At 34.9% G+C, this 21,429-nt stretch carries 17 protein-coding genes; all 17 read right to left on the bottom strand.

The features are described 5' to 3' along the window. Positions 1-114: 114 nt before the first annotated feature. The 17 genes from WMO38_RS04620 to WMO38_RS04540 all read right to left on the bottom strand — a co-directional run bounded on the left by WMO38_RS04620 (position 115) and on the right by WMO38_RS04540 (position 21,427). Positions 115-408, bottom strand: coding sequence for a hypothetical protein (locus WMO38_RS04620; protein WP_349161720.1), 294 nt, complete (start codon positions 406-408; stop codon positions 115-117). Continuing rightward, a complete protein-coding gene (locus WMO38_RS04615) occupies positions 392-1,075 on the bottom strand; it encodes a hypothetical protein (RefSeq protein WP_349161719.1) in 684 nt (227 codons plus the stop codon). Before WMO38_RS04615 ends, WMO38_RS04620 begins: the two co-directional genes overlap by 17 nt. A 107-nt stretch (positions 1,076-1,182) precedes the next feature. Then, on the bottom strand, positions 1,183-2,196 hold the full coding sequence (locus tag WMO38_RS04610) for a hypothetical protein (protein WP_349161718.1): 1,014 nt from the start codon (positions 2,194-2,196) through the stop codon (positions 1,183-1,185). Further along, the gene (locus tag WMO38_RS04605) at positions 2,180-2,998 is read right to left on the bottom strand and encodes a DUF6033 family protein (RefSeq protein WP_349161716.1); all 819 of its coding nucleotides are present in this window, start codon (positions 2,996-2,998) and stop codon (positions 2,180-2,182) included. Before WMO38_RS04605 ends, WMO38_RS04610 begins: the two co-directional genes overlap by 17 nt. Positions 2,999-3,118: 120 nt before the next feature. Continuing rightward, positions 3,119-4,597, bottom strand: coding sequence for a polyphosphate:AMP phosphotransferase (gene pap, locus WMO38_RS04600; protein WP_349161714.1), 1,479 nt, complete (start codon positions 4,595-4,597; stop codon positions 3,119-3,121). 74 nt (positions 4,598-4,671) lie between these two features. After that, complete coding sequence (locus tag WMO38_RS04595; RefSeq protein WP_349161713.1) at positions 4,672-5,691, bottom strand: asparaginase; 1,020 nt, start codon at positions 5,689-5,691, stop codon at positions 4,672-4,674. Between the two features lie 25 nt (positions 5,692-5,716). Continuing rightward, on the bottom strand, positions 5,717-9,043 hold the full coding sequence (locus WMO38_RS04590) for a DEAD/DEAH box helicase family protein (RefSeq protein ID WP_349161711.1): 3,327 nt from the start codon (positions 9,041-9,043) through the stop codon (positions 5,717-5,719). Between the two features lie 88 nt (positions 9,044-9,131). Then, on the bottom strand, positions 9,132-9,659 hold the full coding sequence (locus tag WMO38_RS04585) for a M48 family metallopeptidase (RefSeq protein WP_349161710.1): 528 nt from the start codon (positions 9,657-9,659) through the stop codon (positions 9,132-9,134). After that, positions 9,660-9,872, bottom strand: coding sequence for a hypothetical protein (locus WMO38_RS04580; protein ID WP_186836695.1), 213 nt, complete (start codon positions 9,870-9,872; stop codon positions 9,660-9,662). It abuts the gene before it with no gap. Between the two features lie 59 nt (positions 9,873-9,931). Next, positions 9,932-10,990: a restriction endonuclease subunit S gene (locus WMO38_RS04575; RefSeq protein ID WP_349161708.1), complete on the bottom strand. Its 1,059-nt coding sequence runs from the start codon at positions 10,988-10,990 to the stop codon at positions 9,932-9,934. Positions 10,991-11,838: 848 nt separating this feature from the next. Beyond that, positions 11,839-12,807, bottom strand: a complete 969-nt coding sequence (gene xerA, locus WMO38_RS04570) for a site-specific tyrosine recombinase/integron integrase (RefSeq protein ID WP_349161706.1) — start codon at positions 12,805-12,807, stop codon at positions 11,839-11,841. 73 nt (positions 12,808-12,880) lie between these two features. Further along, positions 12,881-14,017 carry a HipA domain-containing protein gene (locus WMO38_RS04565; RefSeq protein ID WP_349161705.1) on the bottom strand — a complete coding sequence of 379 codons (1,137 nt, stop codon included), beginning with the start codon at positions 14,015-14,017 and terminating at the stop codon, positions 12,881-12,883. Between the two features lie 44 nt (positions 14,018-14,061). After that, positions 14,062-15,075, bottom strand: coding sequence for a restriction endonuclease subunit S (locus WMO38_RS04560; protein WP_349161704.1), 1,014 nt, complete (start codon positions 15,073-15,075; stop codon positions 14,062-14,064). Positions 15,076-15,470: 395 nt separating this feature from the next. Beyond that, a complete protein-coding gene (locus tag WMO38_RS04555) occupies positions 15,471-16,973 on the bottom strand; it encodes a class I SAM-dependent DNA methyltransferase (RefSeq protein WP_349161703.1) in 1,503 nt (500 codons plus the stop codon). Positions 16,974-17,025: 52 nt separating this feature from the next. Further along, the gene (locus tag WMO38_RS04550) at positions 17,026-17,493 is read right to left on the bottom strand and encodes an NUDIX hydrolase (RefSeq protein ID WP_349161701.1); all 468 of its coding nucleotides are present in this window, start codon (positions 17,491-17,493) and stop codon (positions 17,026-17,028) included. Between the two features lie 339 nt (positions 17,494-17,832). Then, positions 17,833-19,809, bottom strand: a complete 1,977-nt coding sequence (locus WMO38_RS04545) for an oleate hydratase (RefSeq protein ID WP_349161700.1) — start codon at positions 19,807-19,809, stop codon at positions 17,833-17,835. Positions 19,810-19,933: 124 nt separating this feature from the next. Next, positions 19,934-21,427: an extracellular solute-binding protein gene (locus WMO38_RS04540; RefSeq protein ID WP_349161698.1), complete on the bottom strand. Its 1,494-nt coding sequence runs from the start codon at positions 21,425-21,427 to the stop codon at positions 19,934-19,936. Positions 21,428-21,429 lie beyond the last annotated feature (2 nt).

Here is a 21,429-nt window from a genome sequence, read left to right as displayed (position 1 = left end):
TTATTTTGAATTTCAAAATATTTTTTTATTACCATATTTGACATAAAAATCCCGGCAGACCTTTTCTTCTTGCCTGCCGGGGTTTCTAAACTTATGCGGAAATTGTTTTATATATTAAAATTTTTGTGCATATCCATATTCTTTTTCTAATTCTTTTTTATCCTGTATATCTTTATCTATATCTTTCTCAAATTTTTCATCTTCAATTTCTTCAATTTTTTCCTGCTTTTCTACACGCTTTGTTATTTCTTCTCGAATCTGCTGTTTTATCATATCCTGTGCATCATCAAAATCCTTCAAAAACTTGCTCCATTCAGATTTCGTATACGAACCTGCTCCGATTGCAACCGATTCTTCTGTTTCACCATTGAGGATTTTTTCTTTCAGTTCCTCATTCCTCTCCCTCAAAATCTCCAGAAATTCCGAATTCGTATGTTTCTTCTTCGTTTTCTGTGAATTCTGTGTCTCCTGTGATGTCTTTGTTCCAACTGCTCCTACTTGTGCCATTTTTTTCTTTCTCCTTTGCTTCTTTTTCTGTTGCAGGCAGTTTTTTATACTGCTCTGATTTTTTAAATTCACCATATGCATCATCATATGCTGCATTCAATTCTTCTCTTGCCGGGTCGTCATCACTTATCCTTGATTTTGCACTGGTATATATTTCTAATGCCTCTTCTTTGGACTTTGCCTGTTTAAGTCTGCTTTCAAGTGCCTTTCTCTGAATCTGTACTTTTGCCATTTTTGCATATGTGACCGGGTCATTCATTCTCAAATATTGCATTTCGTCAGCCGAAAGTTTCTTGCCTGATTTTATTTTTTTATAAAGTTTGTCTATAAATTTCTTTTTTTCTTCATCTGACATGCCGGTTGTCGGGTCAAATATCGAATCCACTGCATCTTTTAACGCAAGTCCTATCGTACTTGTGTCTACCTGTGATTCCTTTTGTTGTTCATCTTCGGATTTTAGCTTATATTTGGCAAACAGCTTTTCAGTCACTTTATTATTATTTTGTGTCTTATTATTTTTGAAAAAACTAAGTTTAAAGCTGTTTACCGCACTCTGTACATCACTCATAAAAATCTCCTTCCCCAATATATGTAAACCAAAAAAACGGACAGCACAAATAAATGTGCCATCCGTAGCAAGTTTCTTACATCCGTGTAAAATAGTTATCAATCTTCTTAAAAGGTCAAATCAATCTCGATTCCTTTAATATCTTCATTGACCAGACCTTTTTCTTTTATCATTCGCTGGATATTCTTCTGAACATCAGTGATATTATTATCTGACTGTTTCTGTAAAGAAAGATTTTGTTCAAGCTTGTCAGCATCAGCATCTTTGCTAAGAATCTCTTCCTGTTCTTTGCGTTCCTGCCTGTTTTCTTCAATCTTTTCTTCACGTTCTTCACGTTTTTGGGATGCATCATCAGCTTTTTCCTGCGTCTCTTTTGCATCTTCGTCAAGCTTTTCTTTGCCATCAGCTATAAGCATGCCGAATATCTCATCCTCTGCCGCATCAATAACTGCACCAGCTGCATCATCAGCTTTAATCATAGTCTGGGACTTTAACATGTCTAATTTTGCAAGATTTATTGATTCATGCATGGAAATAACTTTTTCTTCTTTCATGCCGGCGTCCTGCAAAATTGCATTTTTTGATGCATTAAATTTTAAAACCTGTTTCTGATAATCGGTAAGCGGTTCATTCTGTAGTTCTTTCAAACGATTAACCTCATCTTCGCTGAAATGGGAATTTTCTACACCGGCTTTATTATTCTGATATTTCTCAAGAAGCTCAAGATCTTTCTGTTCCTGCGAATCAGGGTCAATTCCGTACTCCTCGGCAGCAGCCTTTTTATCTTTTTCAAGATATGCAGCTTTTGCTTTTAAATCGGTAATCTCATTGACCTTGTCTGCCTTGTCTTTCTCCATATCCTGAATTGAACCAAGTGCTTTTGTATCTTTATCCCATGCATCCTGAATCAGCTTTTTAGCCTGCTTTCTTGCACCGTTTCTCTTCTGTTCGATTCTGCTTGCTGTACTGTCCGACAAATTCAAATCTCCGGCAAACACGGAATTTTTTTTGGCGGAACTTTTTACTCTCTTATCAGTAGATGCTTTAATTCCATTAAATGCGGTATCCTGACTGAGTGCATTGCTATTAGCATCACTGTCTCTTTTATACACTGAAATCAAATTTCTGTCCTACCTTCTTTTCATCTTCAGTCTGAACATTATCACTCATAAACAATTGATTCTGTGCCTGAATCTTATCAAGCAGTTCATCAATTGATGATGCTGTTATAGTTACTGTATCATCATCGTCATCTGAGACATTTCCGGTCTTATCCCTGCTCTTTTCCAGACGCTCTTTTTGGGCTTCTTTCTGAGCTTTCTTTGCTTCTGCCTTCTTTGCCTCTTTCTTTTTTTCAGCATTTTTTTCTATTCTCTGCTTCTGTGCGGCACTTGACTTTTTAAGTACAGCAAAATATGATGCTGTTCCATCATCATTAACCTGCATGCCAAAACCTTTAACTGACGCACCTGTTGCAGATATCTTACTGCTCATTGATGAAAGCCCTGTTGCAGCATTTGCGATAATGCCTTCATACTGCTTACGATAATTTTCATCTTCAGCCATTTTCTCGATTTTTTCTTCATCAATTAAAACGACCATTTTATTTGCGTTAGCATAACTCCCTGCCTGAGACTTAGCCTGTTCTTTCTGGTCAGCACTTACAAGGATAAAGTCCATATTAGAATATTTGCTTTTAAGCTGTTCATAATACCTGGCAGCTTTTTCGCTAAGCTTCGGACTTCCTATTGTTTTGCCGCTTACACTTGACTTTTTGCCTGCCTCTGAAGTTTTCTGTATATCAGATGTTTTTTCTGAATACGACGCTGCATCTGCCTTTCCTGTCTTGCCCATATTCTGGCTATTGTATGATGCAACACTGCTGACATATGCTCCCATGCTTCCCGAATCAATACTACTCATAATTGTTCCTCCTTGAAACTTAATAATATTGCTGTAAGGTTAAACTCCGTTTCTACCCTGCATGTACATTTATAGGAATGCTTTCCTATATTTTGTATATCGTCAATAATCATAAAATAATTAGTCAGTTTCTTTGATTTTTTCTTCAATCGCATCAATTAATATTTTAAGTGCCTTTATTCTTGCATATTTTTTATCATTAGATTCCAAAATATGCCATGGTGCATACGTTGTATTTGTCTTTGCAAACATCTCATTAACAGCGTTTTCGTACAAATCCCATTTTTCCCTGTTACGCCAGTCTTCATCTGTAATTTTCCAGCGTTTTTCCGGTGTATTCTCACGCTCCTTAAATCTTGCAAGCTGAGTATCTTTATCAATCTGAACCCAGAATTTTACAATTACTGCTCCCCAGTCTGACAATTCTTTTTCAAATTCATTAATCTCAACATATGCTCTCTGCCAGTCATTTTCACTGCAGAATCCCTCGAGCCTTTCGACCATCACACGTCCATACCATGTTCTGTCAAATACTGTAACATGACCTGATTTTGGAAGCCTGTTCCAAAATCTCCAGAGATAATGCCTTGCCTTTTCATGTGGCTCAGGACTTGCAATCGGCTGCACTTCATATCCTCTTGGGTCAAGTGCTTCGGTTATTCGTCTTATATTTCCGCCTTTGCCTGCCGCATCCCATCCTTCATAAGCAATAATAACAGGAATTTTTTTCTTGTAAATTATATTATGAAGATTATTCAGCTTTTTCTGGTAATTCTTTAACATGTACTCATATTCTTCATCTGACAATGATTTATTAAGGTTTATATCAGATAATTTTTCCATTTTATTAAGAGGAAAAGCATTCTGCAAAAGAGGAACCGAAAGTGTGCTATTCTTCAATGCCGTATCAATAGCCTGCACCAACGTCTCTAATATCTGAAGCTGTGCCCATTTTTTGTCTGTAGCATCAATAATATACCATGGTGCAATTGACTGGCTTGTATCATCAATGAACTGGTCAAATGCTTTCAATGACTTCTTATAATGCTGACTCTGCCACCAATCATATTCGCTTACACGCCACCTTGTATTCTTATCATCAAGCAGTCTTGTAAGACGTTTTCTCTGCTCCTGCTCTCCGATATGGAAAAAGAATTTTATAACGAGATAGCCATTATCTGACAACTGTCTTTCAAATCGTTTTACGCTCTCAATCTTTCTTTTATATTCTTCGTCCGTGATTTTACCTGATAATTTTTGTTTTGTAACTTCATCCAGACAGCCGCCATCCATAAATGTAAACTTGCCAGCCTCCGGAATATTAATCACATATCTGTAAAGAAAAGGTCTTCTTTTTTCATCTTCTGTTGGTTTATCCATAACAGCAACTTTAAAAAATCTTGGATCAATATTCTTTATTATCTTACCAAGAATACTGCCTTTTCCCGCAGCACCCCATCCGTCAAAAGACACAAGAACAGGCAGTTTTTTCTGCATAATCAAAATCTGCTGCTGTACAAGCTTGTTTCTTGCTTTTTCGAGTCTTTCATTAATTTCTTCTTCTTCGGGAATTATTACATTACTCCAGTCTTTTAACATATGTCCTCCATTTCTGTGCATAATGCACTATATACATTATATTTTTTATTTTTATAAAATAATCCAGCTTTTATTTAATAACTTTTATCATAAAAATATGGTTTTTCCATAAACGCTTTTATATCTTTTATATTATCAAATTCAGCCAGAGCCCACATTAATTTCATAACTGATGCTTCAAATGTCATATCGGCACAGTTTATTATCCCCTGTTTAGCAAGTGTTTGTCCGACTTCATAGACTGAAAGATCTATTCCTTCATACATACACTGCGTTGTGATTGCAACCGCAGTTCCTGCTTCTGTCAGTTCACGCAACTTTGTTGATATATCATTATAATTATCAGGAACTCCGCCAATTCCAAAACTTTCGATTACAACTCCGCGATAATTATTTTTAATAAAATCAAATACTCTCCCATCAATTCCGGGATACATTTTCAATGGCATAACATCCGTACAAAGGTTAATCTTCGCAATGAATTCTTTGCTGCCATATAGATTTTGTGCAGCTTCTTTTTTTGTTATACTTTTTCCTTTTGCAGTATATTCTATAATATCCTTTTTTATCGTTGCAATATCAGGATAATTGACACTTTCAAATGCATCGAAACTTCTTGTCTTTATTTTCATTGCATGTGTTCCAATTATCGCAATCCCATTAAATACAACATAAACTCCGCAGATATTTTCACATGCAAAATGTATTGCATCAGAAAGATTGTTTATTGCGTCTGTTCCATCTGCCTCGATTGGAAGCTGTGAACCAGTAAAAACAACCGGCTTACCAAGATTTTGAAGCATATAGCTTAAAGCTGCTGCACTGTATGCCATCGTATCTGTGCCATGCGTTATGACAAAACCGTCATATTTATCGTAATTGTCACTTACTGCCTGTGCAAGCTTCATTATAAGTTCTGGTGTCATGTTTGTACTGTCGATATTCATAACTGACATTGTATACAAATTACATATTTTATTGACATCCGGCACATAGTTTAAAAGTCTGTCAGCACCTGCAACCGGCATAAGCCCTGAACCTGTATCGGATGATGCTATTGTACCTCCAGTCGTTAAAAGTAATATTTTTTTCATAACAAGCAATGCTGCCTTTCGTATTTTATGCTGCCGCATTAGAATTAATAGAATTAATTATATTTTTAATTCCATTCCAGGCATTCAAATTATTATTATATAGTTCCACAAAACTTCCATAATTATTAAAAGGTGCCTCTCTGAGAACTGAAAAATCTTTCATTATTCCGTTGCGAACAATATATTCTATTATCTGATTAACAAAATAAATCTGTCTGCTGTTATAACTTTTTTCATCAAGATATTCAGAAAATGCCTCTTTCGCTGCATTCATATCAAGTCCTACAATTTCTCTTACAAATTCACCCAGTGGTTTTTCTCCTACCTGTTCTTCATAATCCTTTTTACTGCCTAAATCTTTCCACATAATATCTTCAAGGATTTTTATATCTGTAGATGAAAGTGGTCTGTTAGTCTTTAACTTTGCTATTGCAATGTTATCCTGATGCTGTCTGATATAATATTCTGCTTTAGCTTTATAATTATTCAAATCGTCGTTCTCAAGTTCTGCTTCATGAAATTCCATTGATAAAATTTCTTCATTACAGTCAATTTCATACTTTTTGACATCAGATATTGTATATTTCATCAAATCTCTTAATTCTGACCGTATATGTTCAAAATCATCAATACCGGCTCTGTCCAGATAATCTGTTTTCAAAATCTTTTCAATCATATCCTTATGATTTCTTATTTCATCAATGCTCATTTTATGTGAAAGACAATCTACACGCTTTAATAAATCAGAGCGGGCTTTCGTATGTTTATTTCCGATAATCGAAGCTAATTCTATTCCATACATAAGTGCATCAAACCGAACTGCATTAATATCATCATTGTCAGGTTTTATAAGCGGTGCCAGCTCCTCTTTCACCATATTAATATCATATTGCGAAATATTATTATAACTATTTTTATCAGAATACAACTCAACATATTTCAAATGCTGATGAACCGCAAAATTATCTTTTTCAAGTTCTCCCACCTTTGTACTCATCTGACTTATAAGCTCATCTCTGTACTTTATCAATCGTTCATTCTGAAATTCCATATCCTGCAATTTATAAACCATCTCAAATTGGAGCTTAAAAATTGCTCCCTGAACCGGCAAAACATTTTTAACTTCATGACCATTAGGATTTTCCCTGAAAAATTCAAAATTTCTTCCAAAATCAAATATATAAAACTTATCCTTGTCTTCACCATCAATAAGTCCTTTACATGTTCTTGTTCCACGCCCAATCATCTGCCAGAATTTAGCTTTACTCATTACTTTTTTAAAAAACACAAGATTAACAACTTCAGGAACATCAATTCCTGTATCAAGCATATCTACAGATATTGCAATCTGCGGCATCTTTTTTGAATCCGAAAAATCATCAATCATACTCTGGGAAAATTTAACTTTGTTATCAATAACCTGTGCAAAACCATTTAAGTCAGGATACCTTTTATTAAAAATCTCATATATCTTTTCTGCATGATTATGATTTTTTGCAAAAATTATGGTCTTTCCAAGTCTTTGTCCATAATCAACTTTTATACCTTTATCCATCAGAATATCAAGCACAACTTTTATTGTATCATCATTAAAAACCCAGCTGTTAATAGCCGATGGGGCTATCTTTTCCGGCATGTCTCCATTATCATCTGTAAATGTATCTTCATATTGCTCTTTTTCATCATCCGGAAGGTTATCATATTCAAGCCCGTCCTCCGGAATTTTCAAAGTTGTCTCAACTGTCATATAACTTACAAGATATTCATCTTTTACAGCCTGTGCAAGGTCATATCCATATGTAGGAACACCTTTTTCAAGTTCAAAAATATCATATGTATTCTTATCAATTTCATCTTTCGGTGTAGCTGTAAGCCCAACAAGCGGTGCATCAAAATAATTGAAAATATCTTTGTATTTGTTATAAATAGACCTATGAGCCTCATCGCATATTATTAAATCAAAATGTCCACATGAAAATATTTTTCCATACTCATCTTTTACAGAATCTATTTTGTTAATCATAGTCTGATATGTTGAAAATACACATCTCGCATTATAATTATCTTTTTCTTCTACAAGATTGGTACACGATAACTTTGGAAGCAGATTAACAAAATTTCGTTTAGCCTGAACAACTAATGAATTACGGTCAGCCAGAAACAAAATATTCTTTACCCATCCTGCGTCTAATAAAATCTTGCACAAAGCAATCACTGTTCTCGTTTTTCCCGAACCTGTTGCCATTACAAGCAGTGCTTTTCTTCTGTTTTTTTCATCAAAACTTTCACATACTCGTTTAACCGCTTCTTCCTGATAATAGCGTCCTGCTATTTCTTTATCTACAGAAACATATTTGAGGCTTGTTCTCATTGACATGAGATTAAACCATTTTTCCAAATCTCTCTTAGAATAAATCTGTGAACATATTCTCTCAGGATATTGTCCATCTATAATACGTGTTTCAAATCCATTGGTAAGGAAAATAACAGGTCTTCTTCCATATTTTTCTTCAAAATAGTCAGCATATAACTTTGCCTGAATACGGCCAACAGATAAATCTTCACATGTCTTTTTAGCTTCAACAATCGCAAGCGGTTTTAACATGTCATCATATAAAACATAATCTGCTCGTCCTTTGCCGCTTCTGCCAGGCATTCCCTCAACATCAACCTCATCAACCCAGTCTTTATCTTTTATCCAGCCTGCATCACGAAGCATCTCATCTATATAGAGCTTTCTTGTCTCATATTCCGTCTTTTCAAGCGGACTTGGAACGTACAAATCCTTTTGTACTTCACTTCTAGCAGAAAGCTGTTCACGCAAATCAGCATTTTCTTTAATTAAAGCCTGTAAATCTATCTCTTTTGCTTCTAACTGTTCTTTTACAGCCCTGTTCTCTTCTCTGGATTTTTTAATCTTTTCTTTACGATTTAAAATTATATCTTTATCAAATATATGTTTTGTATATGGTTTTGAATAACAGCATGCAACATAATCAAGAAAAATAGATAAATTTTCAAGGCAAAGCATTGCCTCTTTAAAACCAAGATTCTTTGATGTATGTGCTGTATCATTACCACATCTTCTTATATAATCCATCCGACGATAAATATCATTACCAACAAACTGTCTGAAATCCTCAGCCCCCATCAGGCTTACAAGTGTTTCCTGATATGGCGGTTCAAGCCTTTTGTCAACTGAATAAATCCACTTTACAGCGAATTCCATCGCACGCCTGCTGTTAATTATACTTGCCTGCGGGTCAGCAAGAATTATTCTTTCTGCTGATATTGCAACATTAGAAAATGCATTATATTGAGGTTCTTCCTTTAAATAATCAAAATTTGTCATCCCGTATACCCTCCACATATCCGATTATGTTCTCACAGTCACTATTTCAACATATTCTATGTATAATTTTATCGTAAAATGGTAAAGTTTACAAGTATTTTGTCAGTTCTTTTCTATACATTCTGTACTCTGGACAATATTTTTCAACCTCATTCCAGAATAAATCTGAATGATTCATATATTTTCTATGCGAAAGTTCATGTACTATTACATAGTCCATAAGTGCCTGCGGCATGTAATACAGCTTATAATTAAAATTCACATTTCCTTTTGAACTACAGCTTCCCCAGCGTGTCTTCTGGTCTTTTATTAATATTCTGTTGACACTGACTCCCATAATATTGCAATAATATTGCACCCTTATTTTAAACTTTTCTTTAATTGCATCAAGTTCTTTTTGTGAAATAGTTTCTTTCGGCGGTGCAACGCTGATTATATCAGCATTTTTCTTTTCTATCAGACTCAGTTTGCTTTCAATCCATGACATATGATTATCTATAAATTTATTCAGTTCACGATTGGTTATCCTCGTAGGTGCCCTCAATATGACTCTGCCATCTATATGAACTTCCAATCCTATAGTTTTACGTTTTGATTTAATAACCTGTATGTCCAATTACTTCTTCACAACTTTCTTCAAATATTCATTTTTCAACTTATTTTCTGAATCAAGCCTTTTATTCTCATCTTTTAGATGTTGTATATATTCTTTTGCAAGCTTAACGCCGCCTCTTACTGCAACATCTTCATGTTTTTCCATCTCATTAAGCCACTGCAGCAATGATTTTTCTCTTATATCGTTGTATGTATTATCTTCTTTTATAAACATTTTAATGCCTCCATGTTCGTTGTATTCTTATGCTTGTTTTTTAATATATTTAATTTGATTTATGCAGCGGAGAATTTTTGCAATTTAGATTTGTCTATCTCGTTGACGAAAGCGGCAAACTGTCTCTGTTCATCTATTGGTACCATAATAATCTGTATGTCCTGCAAATTCTTGACAGATAACCCCGGCTGAGCTGCTCCTGTTTGATACCTTTTCAAATCAAGATTGAGCAATAACTGATTCAACCAAATACTATTCATCCGAATTATTGGTTTAACCAATAGTGCATGTTCCGTATTTTTAAATTTCCCCGTCGCATACTGAACATTCCCACTTAGTGCTCCCTGCCTACCTACAAGCGAATACTCACCTTCTTGGTTATATTCTGCTACATATCCTCTGATTCCATTACCACCATAACAAGGGTAAATGTTTATTTCGGTTGGTTCGACAGAAATATCTGATGCTGCTGTAAAATCTCCAGCTTTTAGCACTAAAACTTCATTAAGTTCTTTTGTTTCCAAACCTTTACTATTGATAATCGGGTCACCAAACATCTCGACAAATCGGGCTTTGATGAGGTCGTCGAGTAACTGTAGTTCCTTAGTTCTAGAATCAATTGCACTAACCAAGCAATCTAATTGCTTTACAACTTCTTTTTGTACTTTCTTTGAAGGAATATCCAACTCAACATTTCCCAAATTCTTCCTCGAAATTCTCTTTCTAGTCGTTCCTGTAACACTCCCTAATAGTCTTGCATAGTAAGCATTTGAACGCATAAAATAGCACAAATATTCCTTACTCACTATAGATTTATCAGGCCTACAAATTGTACAATCAACTGCCGTTATCATTCGCTCCTTTTTTTCAGGAATAATACACGCTCTACCTACCGGTTCAGGTAATCTTGAGACCAAAATGTCACCTGGATATACTTCCGTACATTTTAATTTTTCAAATGTATCTTCTGATATATATTTAGCTCTTGTTTCTTTTTCTAAGTATATGCCCTCACCGATATTTCCAGTTTGAATCAATCTTATTCCTTCATCAGATTGATCCTTACTTTCTATCCAATCACCATCAATAAAAATGGTACATATATCTTTTAATCTCATCTACTTCATCCCTACGAATCTTTCTTTTTATTATTGCAGGCTTGCTTTTAGAACATATGTTTGTTATAATATATATGGTGCTGCCCTACTCGGTAGGCGGTTAGCCTTCTCCGCAGGAGTTATAGCCTGTGTTTACATAGAAATCCATTTCGGGAAATCTTTTGAGGAGGTTTGTGCTTATGCTTACAACGGAACTTTTTATAGCCATTATCAGCTTGTGTATTACTTGCTTTGCTCTTGGTTATTCCGTTGGATCTAAGAGCAATGATAAGACACAAAAATAACCGCCCCAGTCCTGCAAACTCTGAGCGGTTATTTTTATAACTAACAATATTTCAGGCTAACCGTCTATCGGTAGCACCCTCTTTGTTATTATAATAGCATTTAACCGCATCTATGTCAAACATATATTCTTTTTTTCAATCAGCCCTATGGACTTCTCAAAGTCCACACAAATCCACAATTATAATAATATTTTTCCATAAATACAACAGTTTAGCTTTCTTTAGTCTTGGTTATTCATTTGGTTCCCATGATTCCAAGACACAAAAATAACCGCTCCAACGTCCTGCAAGACAGAGCGGTTATTCAACAATAACTAATCTGAGGACTAACCATATATCGGCAACGCCCTTTTCATAATTATATTATCACCGCTATTTTTATATGTCAATTATATTTTTATTCTATAACTATTATTTCTCAACTTTGTCACATAGGCTATTTATTATCCATACCGGATATACGCAGAACACATTCGCATTCAGCTTTGCATCATACTCATTTCCCCTACAAATCCGAATTTTAGTTAAAAATCAATCAAATATTATTACATAAAGCCAGCCCCATCAAGCTATATATCTCCTATGTGAAGTTTTTACATTGTTCTGATTAACTATTGCATATTTCATAGTTGTATCAATCTGTGAATGTCCAAGTATTTTTTGAACCTGCTCAATCGGCATACCTTTATCAATTGCCCTTGTTGCCATTGTTCTTCTGAATTTGTGCGGATGTATTTTTTCAATATCAAGTTTTCTTCCAAGTTCCCGAATACGTATTTCCACTCCGCTTATTTTTATTCTGTCATATGGTGCATCCAATGTAACAAATAAAGCAGGATTATTGTCTACGCGTGATTCAATATAATTCTGCAAATGCAATTTTGCCTTTGCATCAAAATACACACGTCTTTCTTTATCACCTTTTCCGTAAACAACACATTCACGTTCTTCAAAATTAATATCTGATATGTTAAGACCAACAAGTTCCCCAACTCGTATTCCGGTTGAGTACAACAAATCAATCATTGCCAAATCACGTAAACATTTACAGTTATCACGCAGGCGTTCAATAATTTCATCTGAAATTATTTCTTTCACCGCCTGTTTTGTCTTTATTTTATGAATACGCCTCATTGGGCTTTTTAATATATAATCTTCTTCCTCCAGCCACGAAAAAAAGCTTGATATGTTCCGCCTTATATTATCAACCGTGACTTTACTGCAATTATTACGTTTTTGATAATTTGCTAGATAGCATCGTATCTGGTCTGTTGTTATTTTTCTAATTGGACATGTAATCTGACTCAGCAAATGTTCGACCGTTACTTGATAATAACTTAAAGTTCGCATAGAGCAACCTTCTATGCGTTTAGCATCAATAAACATTTTTAAATATTCATTATTTGATATTTCTTCTTTTTGCGGTGTTTCATCAGACAAATTTTTCAATAAAACTTCTTGCAGTTTTTTCATCTGTGCAATATTCAGATAATCTGCCATTTCATTTAAAATGCTAACTAATTTTTCATCCATGTTGGTTTTCCTTTCATATTTACCAACATCCTGCTCCATCATAAGTATATTTTAAGCCATGCAAATGCATGGCCTAGTTTTGTAAAAGTATTGACACTCTTGTTTTAATTATTTCATTCATTATTTTTAATTTTTTAGATGAATAGTTATACTTACCTGTTTTTTTAATATCAAATGTAAGTAATTTACGCAACTTTTCTTTTATTTCATCATTCATAACCGTTTTTGCTTCTGAAATAAAATCATCATAAACACATGGAAATAATGTTTCTACATAATTTTGAAGAACTTTTTCACTCTTCCAATTTTCCTCGCCTGCAAGATTAAAAAGTGAATTTCCATGGTCAAATAATGGTGCCGGTGCAACAATTTTATTCGCATCACTATCAACTAATACGCCAAAATTTCCATAGTGACGGTCTGTATTACATATAACAGCATCAAAAACTATCATTTCATTTAAGGCACTAACAAATTGCTGTCCTAAGGACTCGTAAAACTGCCTTACAGCTTTCATTCCTCCTGACTTTATAAGCCTTCCAACAGGCACATATGAAAGATGTTTATTTGTAAATAATTCACATACTGAACAGAGATTACCTTTCCACTTTGCAGCTCTATAAGGAATTGCATTTATATCCATTCTCTCTGCTACCATATATGCATAAAGTTCTGAATATGGCTCATTTCCTGTATTTGATGCACCAGAAGTTGCCCCTTTATATAAATATATCTTATCATTTAATCTTCTCCAGCACTTCGGTAACATTCCATTAGTTGTAAACTCCGGTGACGATGCGAATGTCGAACGAATACTGCTGCCATATCCGGTAAAAGCTGTCCATGCAAGAACACGGCTAAAATTATTATCGTATAAATTTTCGCTTTCAAATGATTCCGTAAATGTTTCATCAGTTATCCAATAAGAATCATTTAAAGATAATCCTTTACACACTAATATAACATCCATTGGACGATTGGCACTCAAACCGCATTTTGCCAAAAAACTATTAACATATGCTCTGTTTTTTGGTATACTTCTATGCTTTAGCCAGCTTGCAAGTCCTTTATCTGTTGCATCCATTCCTAATGGCAATAATTCTTTTTTACTTTCATCCAGCCACAAAATATGCACTACAGGGTCTGCTAAATTCTCTATCACATCAAACTTCAACAATTCTGTATCGAATAATTTTAATGTATAACTCATCTATACCCTCCTTTCTATTCAATTATATTTATCATGTTTTTTATTCAGCCAAAATATTCTTGCATTAAAGAATCAAATAATAATTGTGTTTCATCCAATGCTTTTTTTACAGCAGATTTAGATTTGTCTATCTCGTTGACGAAAGCGGCGAATACTCTTTGTTCATCTATTGGTACATCAATTATCTGCTTATTATGAAACATATTTCTATTTAATGTTGGCACTCCCGTGCCTTCAACAAATCTTGTCAAATCAAAAAGCTGAAGCAAATAACCAAGATAGATTACATTATTCCCATGTGTATCGGCAGAAAACAACGAGGTATTGAGGGGCCAGAAATCTCCTTCTGTATAAAAAACTTTGCCTATAGTTCCAGAACGTCCAGTGATAACACCTCCATGTATCTTTGCTACATTGTGATAATCCAATGCCCCATTCGAACCATATACAGGAATCTCTCCATCTTGCTGTCTATCTTGAACAGGCAAATCAAAACCTCTTTGCATTTTTACCACATTTATAAACTCTGTTGTTGGTCTATTTTGAGTATTTCTTATCGGGTCACCAAACATCTCGACAAATCGGGCTTTGATGAGTGTGTCTAAATAACTTAACTCAGCTTTTCTTTTTTCAATTACATCTGAAACTCTATCAAGAATATCGACAATTTTTTCTTGCTTAACACTATCAGGATAGTTTATTTCAACATCTTTTAACCATTTAAAATGTCTATTATATCCCGTATTAGGTATTTTTGCACTTTTTAGTGCATAATATAAATATTTATAATTTGCATTTTTTTCTTTAGAACGAAGTACCTTAACACCATCTGCACCAAGAAAAAATGGTTCATCTATATACTTAATAAGTCTCGTATGGTCTCCAAAAATAATAACTGGTACCTCATTAAATAAACCTTCTTCTCTATTTGTATAACCAGCAATTTCTGCCTGCCCTTGATCCACAATAATGTGTTTACCTTGTTTTTCATATTCGGATGTTTGAATTTTCTCTCCATATTTCGTTTTATCAATAAATATTTCATTAAATTTTTTCATCTACATCATCCTCATCAAAAACCTTTATTGGCATTATAAGCCTCTGTTTGGCTTTCTTTAGTCTTGGTTATTCATTTGGTTCCCATGATTCCAAGACACAAAAATAACCGCTCCAACGTCCTGGAAGACAGAGCGGTTATCCAAATATAACCAATCTAAGGACTAACCGTATATCGGCAACGCCCTTTACATAATCATATTATCACCGCTATTTTTATATGTCAATTATATTTCTATTCTATAACTATTATTTCTCAACTTTGTCACATAGACTATTTATTATCCATACCGGATATACGCAGAACACATTCGCATTCAGCTTTGCATCATACTCATTTCCCCTACAAATCCGAATTTTGACAGCACTTCATAACCACAATCAGCCCCATTATAACTTATAATCCCAGAAGTTTCTCCAATTCTTCCATTTGCGTTCCAATTTCCATCTCAATTTCTCTTATGTTAGTCATTATTTCCTGAGTTGATGGATATTCAACCGGCTTATATTCGATTTTTTTATATTTATTAATACTCAAATCATAATCATTATCAACGATTTCCTGTTTGGGAACAAAAAATGACTTGTCAGTTCTCTTTCGCTCTTTTTCATTATCAAGATTGCTAAAACGTTCTATAATATCAGGTATATCATTTTCCTGCACAGAAGTTCGTTTATCATCAAGGCTGAAGCCGTCCGCTGTCATATCATAAAACCATACATCATCTGTACCGCCATGATTTGTTTTTGTAAATATAAGAATAGCTGTCGATACCCCCGCATATGGTTTAAAAACACCTGATGGCATTGAAATGACTGCCTGAAGTTTATTATTATCAACTATTTCCTTTCTTATTGACTTATGTGCTGATGATGAGCCAAATAAAACACCATCTGGAACTATACACGCACATCTTCCGCCAACTTTTAATATTCTTAAAAATAATGTCAAAAATAAAAGTTCTGTTTTTTTTGTCTTACACACTTTCAGTAAATCACCCGAAACTGATTCTGCATCCAGACTTCCCTTAAATGGTGGATTTGCCAATACTAATGTATATCTTTCCTTATCAGAATTCTGGTCTGATAAACTGTCACGATATTCTATACACGGATTATCTATTCCATGAGTCATCATATTCATCGCTCCTATACGAAGCATCGTCCTATCCATATCGTAGCCATAAAACATATGATTCATATAATGTTCTTTTTTATCTTTATCAAAAAATATCTCTTCTTTACGATTTTCCTTTAACCATTCACCTGATGCGACAAGAAATCCTGATGTTCCACATGCCGGATCACATATCATATCATCAGCTGATGGTTTCATAAGTTCTACCATCATCTTAATAATGTGTCTTGGTGTACGGAACTGTCCATTTCTGCCTGACTGTGCAATCTTTGAAAGCAGATATTCATAAACATCTCCTCTGACATCTGATGCCTGCATGTGATTCATCAAATCATATATCTCATCCAGAGAATCAACTACTTTTGAAAGCAACAATGGTGTTGGCAGCTTAAATATTGCATCCTGCATATATTTTGAATAAGCACTTTCCTTATCATTATGTAAAGATTTGATAAATGGAAAAATCCACTCCTGCATTATGCCATACATTTTTTCAGCCGGATAATCATGAAATACAGACCATTTTAACTGTGTTCCATCAATAACACGTTCACCTATTTTAACATTTTCCGAAAATATTGTCTCATATGGCAATCCCAGCATTTCACTTTCTTTTGCTCTAAGATTATCTGCATCATCAAGGTCATGTATAAACATAAGATATGTTATCTGTTCAATTACTTCAAGTGGATTAACAAGTCCACCGGCTGCAAATGCATCCCACAATCCATCAATTTTATTTTTTAATTCACCTGTAATCATAATTTCTGCCACTCCTTCATAGCCTCAGCAAATTCTAATTCTAACGATAACATCATCCACCGCAAAACTCAACGCTTTTTTCAATAAGCCTCTCACCCTCATATCTTAGCTTCATCGCAAAAAAACGCTTTTCATCTTCAAGAAGAAGCTTTAAGAACTGTGCATCTCCTTCCCATGTCGGAAGCTGTGGCACATCAGACTTTTTTACCCACTCAAGCTCGCCCTCATCACACGTAATAAGTTCTCCTGTATATCCGTCAGCTGTAAAAAGACACATCATCTCAGCCTCATATTCATCGCTTATAAATGTGATAAGTCCACGGAACTTGTATGATGTAAGCGAAAGCCCGGTCTCTTCCTTAACTTCACGAAGCAGGCATTCCTGCGGTGTCTCATTGCCTTCGGCATGGCCGCCTACGCCAATCCATTTGTCTTTATTGACATCTTTTTTCTTCTTTGTTCTGTGAAGCATAAGATAACAGTCATTATTTTCTATATAACAAAGCGTTGTCATTTTCATTAGCACAAAACCTCCCTCGCATCTTCTTTCCATGCTTAAATTCGTAAAAATATCAATTATTTCATCGTAATATAAAAGCTATTATTTTTTATAATACCACAAATAATAATATAAAAACAGATGGTCCGTATGTTTATTTGTGCACATTTATAATTGTGTCAAACATACATTCCATCTGTTTTTACAAAATACCATATCTATTCTATTCTGCTAACCCCGTTAGTGATAAATATCCTGACTTTACTATTTTTTATTGTATCGCAGATACATTATCGCAGATACATTATCGCAGATACATTATCGCAGATACATTATCGCAGATACATTATATCAAATACATTAATATTTCATATAATCTTTAATTACATTGTGGTCTTTTAATACCTTTTCAATGACTGTACCCTTAATCATTTTAAGAAGTGGCTTCTTTAATGCGTTAAGTGGTTCGGGAAGTTCAATTTCAAGAGGTGATTTGCCATCCATAAGTTTTACCGATGAATCAAGAAGATCTCTTACATCATATACACTGCCCCAGACTTCCGGAACACCTCTGTCTACACCAAGAAGTCCATATACAGCTTCCATAGCTGTTCTTACTGAATATTCTGTTGTAAATATAGTATCTCTAGGTGTTTCGGCAAACTGTCCTAAAAATGCAAAGTTTACACAGCCATCCGGAATTACGTCAGGTCTGTCGCCCTTTCTTCTTGGCATGAAGAATGCTGTGATAAATGGCATCATTGTAGGTGTTGTATTGCAATGATTCTTTGCAAGCTCGTCTATCTCATCTACAGGAACACCAAGATGATACAGCCATTCAGCTGTGATTTCTTCACCTGTACATTCTTTCATAGGCTTCTTGATATAATCACCTGCTACATCTGTAAAGAGACTGTATACCCATACGCAGACTTCATCTTTCTTCTGCGCCTTAAACTGTCCCTGTCTGTTAATAGTCCAGCTCAAAAGCCATCTTGAATCTTTACAGCTTACGATACCGCCTGTAACAACTTTTCCTGTTCTTGGGTCTCTCTTGCATATATTTTTGATATAAGAAATAATCTTTTCATCGCTTGTTGTAACTGTTGCTGACTCCCAGTTTGTCTTTTCAATATCACTGCAGAATTTTTCCGGATGTCCAAATGATTTATCCTGTTTTGCAATATTTTTCCAGAGGCTCCAGCATCCGCTTGTCCTTACTTCCGCCTCGCCAACAGGTGCATGTGTATGGTCACCATAGATTGTACCTTCTGTACAGCTTCCGTTTGTTACAAACACAAGGTCATTTTCCGTTAAATCTATTGATTTTTCTTTACCATCTACAGTACAAACAATCTTTTTAGCAACTTTTTTGCCATTTTTAAATTCAAATTCAACATTATCAACTCTTGTATTGAACTGGAATTTGACACCTGCTGCCTCAAGATATTTCTGCATAGGAAGAATAAGTGATTCGTACTGGTTGTATTTTGTAAACTTCAAAGCAGAGAAGTCAGGAAGTCCACCGATATGATGAATGAATCTCTGGATATAAAGCTTCATTTCAAGTGCACTGTGCCAGTTTTCAAATGCAAACATTGTTCTCCAATAAAGCCAGAAATCAGAATCAAAAACTTCTTCATCAAAGAAATCTTCTATTGTCTTATCATACAGATCTTCATCTTTTGTGAAGAAAAGTTTCATTATCTCCATACAGCCCTTCTGGCTAAGATTGAACTTGCCGTCAGTATGGGCATCTTCGCCTCTGTTTACAGTTGCACGGCAGAGTGAATAGTTAGGATCATGCTTGTTAAGCCAGTAATATTCATCAAGTACAGATGCTCCAGGTATTTCAATTGAAGGAATACTTCTGAACAAATCCCAGAGACATTCAAAGTGGTTTTCCATCTCACGTCCGCCACGCATTACATAACCTCTTGTTGGGTCATTAATTCCGTCGCACGCACCACCGGCGATATCCATAGCTTCAAGAATATGAATATTTTCGCCCTTCATCTGTCCATCTCTTACAAGAAAACATGCAGCTGCAAGTGAAGCAAGTCCACTTCCTACAAGATATGCACTCTTGTTATCAACACCTTCAGGTTTTTCAGGTCTTGCAAATGCTTCATAATTACCGTTTGAATAGTAAATACCTTTACTGTTCTTTGTATATTTGCCACGCTCTGTGTTCCTGAACGTATCATGTTCTTCTTTCTGAATTTCTTTTACTCTTTTTTTCTCCTCAGTTTTTTTGCTCTTTGCTGCAACTGCTGCAATTCCTGCTCCAACTGCTATCAAAGATGCCACGCCTAATTTTGTTGATTTTTTACCCATACAAATCATCCTTTCTGAGTTGTTTTCTATAATATAACCCGTTTAATGATTTTATTAAACAGGCAAAAAACAGGCAGTGCCTAAAATTTATGCACTGCCTGAATATTGTCTGTTTTTTAACAATCTATTTTTTTGTCCTGTTATAAATATATGCAGCGGCCAATATTATTATGACCACATCTACCATTATCCATACCCATGGCGGAACATTTGCAATATTGTAACATCTTACATTAATCCACATCTGATTAATTTTTGCATTTTTATCATTATCAAAATATTGCATTACAGCACTTCTTTCCATGACATCCTCACTTGGATACTGGGCAAGAATCTGTCTATCCATCTGGTCTCTTGGAATTGTTAGTATATATTTTTCATCATCTGAATCACCTGAAAAGAAATAGCCAAGCGGATATTCTACAGTATCTGCTTCATCGTCATCAGCCTCGTAATTCCACTTTAAATAATCAAAAACCACATCGCTGTTCCCTCCTGATATAACAGAAGTATAACCGATGTAATACATGTTTCTGACAGCATTTTCCGGCATTGAGAGGAAATTAATAAAGCTCTGTGCCGCCTGCTTTTTCTCATCATTTCCGCCAATTCCTGATTTCAGCATTACCCATCCATCAAAATAAATATTGGTACTTTCCTTTGGCACTGCAAAATTAAGTGTAAAATCATCTTTATCAGCCTGATCCATTGTATACACGGCATCACCCGACCACTGATAACCTGCAACAACTTTTCCGGTAATCATATCTGCCTTTGCACTATCTGTCTCGAATGAGTAGGCATTATCTTTAACTTCCTGCAGATACTCCTGTACTTCTTTTATTGTATCATCTGAAGTATCATTCATCTCCTGTGCAAGTTTTTCTTTATAATCCTTTGAAGCCAGAAATGATTTTGATGTAAGTTTGTCAGACTTTATAGCACCTATCGCTGCAAACATTGAATCCCTTACGTTATCTTTTATAGTAATCTGACGTTTAAACCTGCTGTTATTTATAATAGTCCAGGTCGATGCCTCTTCCTTTGAGACTGCATCCGGATTATATATAATTCCTGTGATTCCCCACATATATCCCGCAGCATATCTGCTCCACGCCTCACCATTTATTTCATTACTGTCAAACATATTTTTAATAAACGGCGATACTCCGCGGCTGTAATAATTTTCTTTGATATTTTTATCATAAAAATCATTTGAAAATGGCTCAAGCCTGTCTTCTGACATAAGTTTCATTATCATATATTCAGACGGACACACAAGGTCATATTCATCGCCAAGCGTAAGCATATTATAAAGTTCCTCATTTGTCCCCAGACAGCTGTATTCAACTTTTACTTTTTTACCATATGTTTTGTAATACCAGTCCTCAAAATCAGCAACCATTGAATTCTCGCCCTTTATATCGCCGCTTTCAAGGTCTATTGTCTCATCCCAGCCACCTTCATCAATATACTCTTCCCAGTTGCAGACACGCAGCGTGATTGTATCAGAAGAAGTGGCCGCATGTGCATATGACGGAAGAAATGCACATGCACTTCCTATTACTATAAGTGATGCAAGACTGACTGATACAATTTTTCTTAAAAAATATTTCATTA

The organism is Lachnospira hominis (ex Hitch et al. 2025), assembly GCF_040096395.1.
Lineage (GTDB): Bacteria > Bacillota > Clostridia > Lachnospirales > Lachnospiraceae > Lachnospira > Lachnospira hominis.
This window is presented reverse-complemented; position numbering and strand designations above follow the sequence as displayed.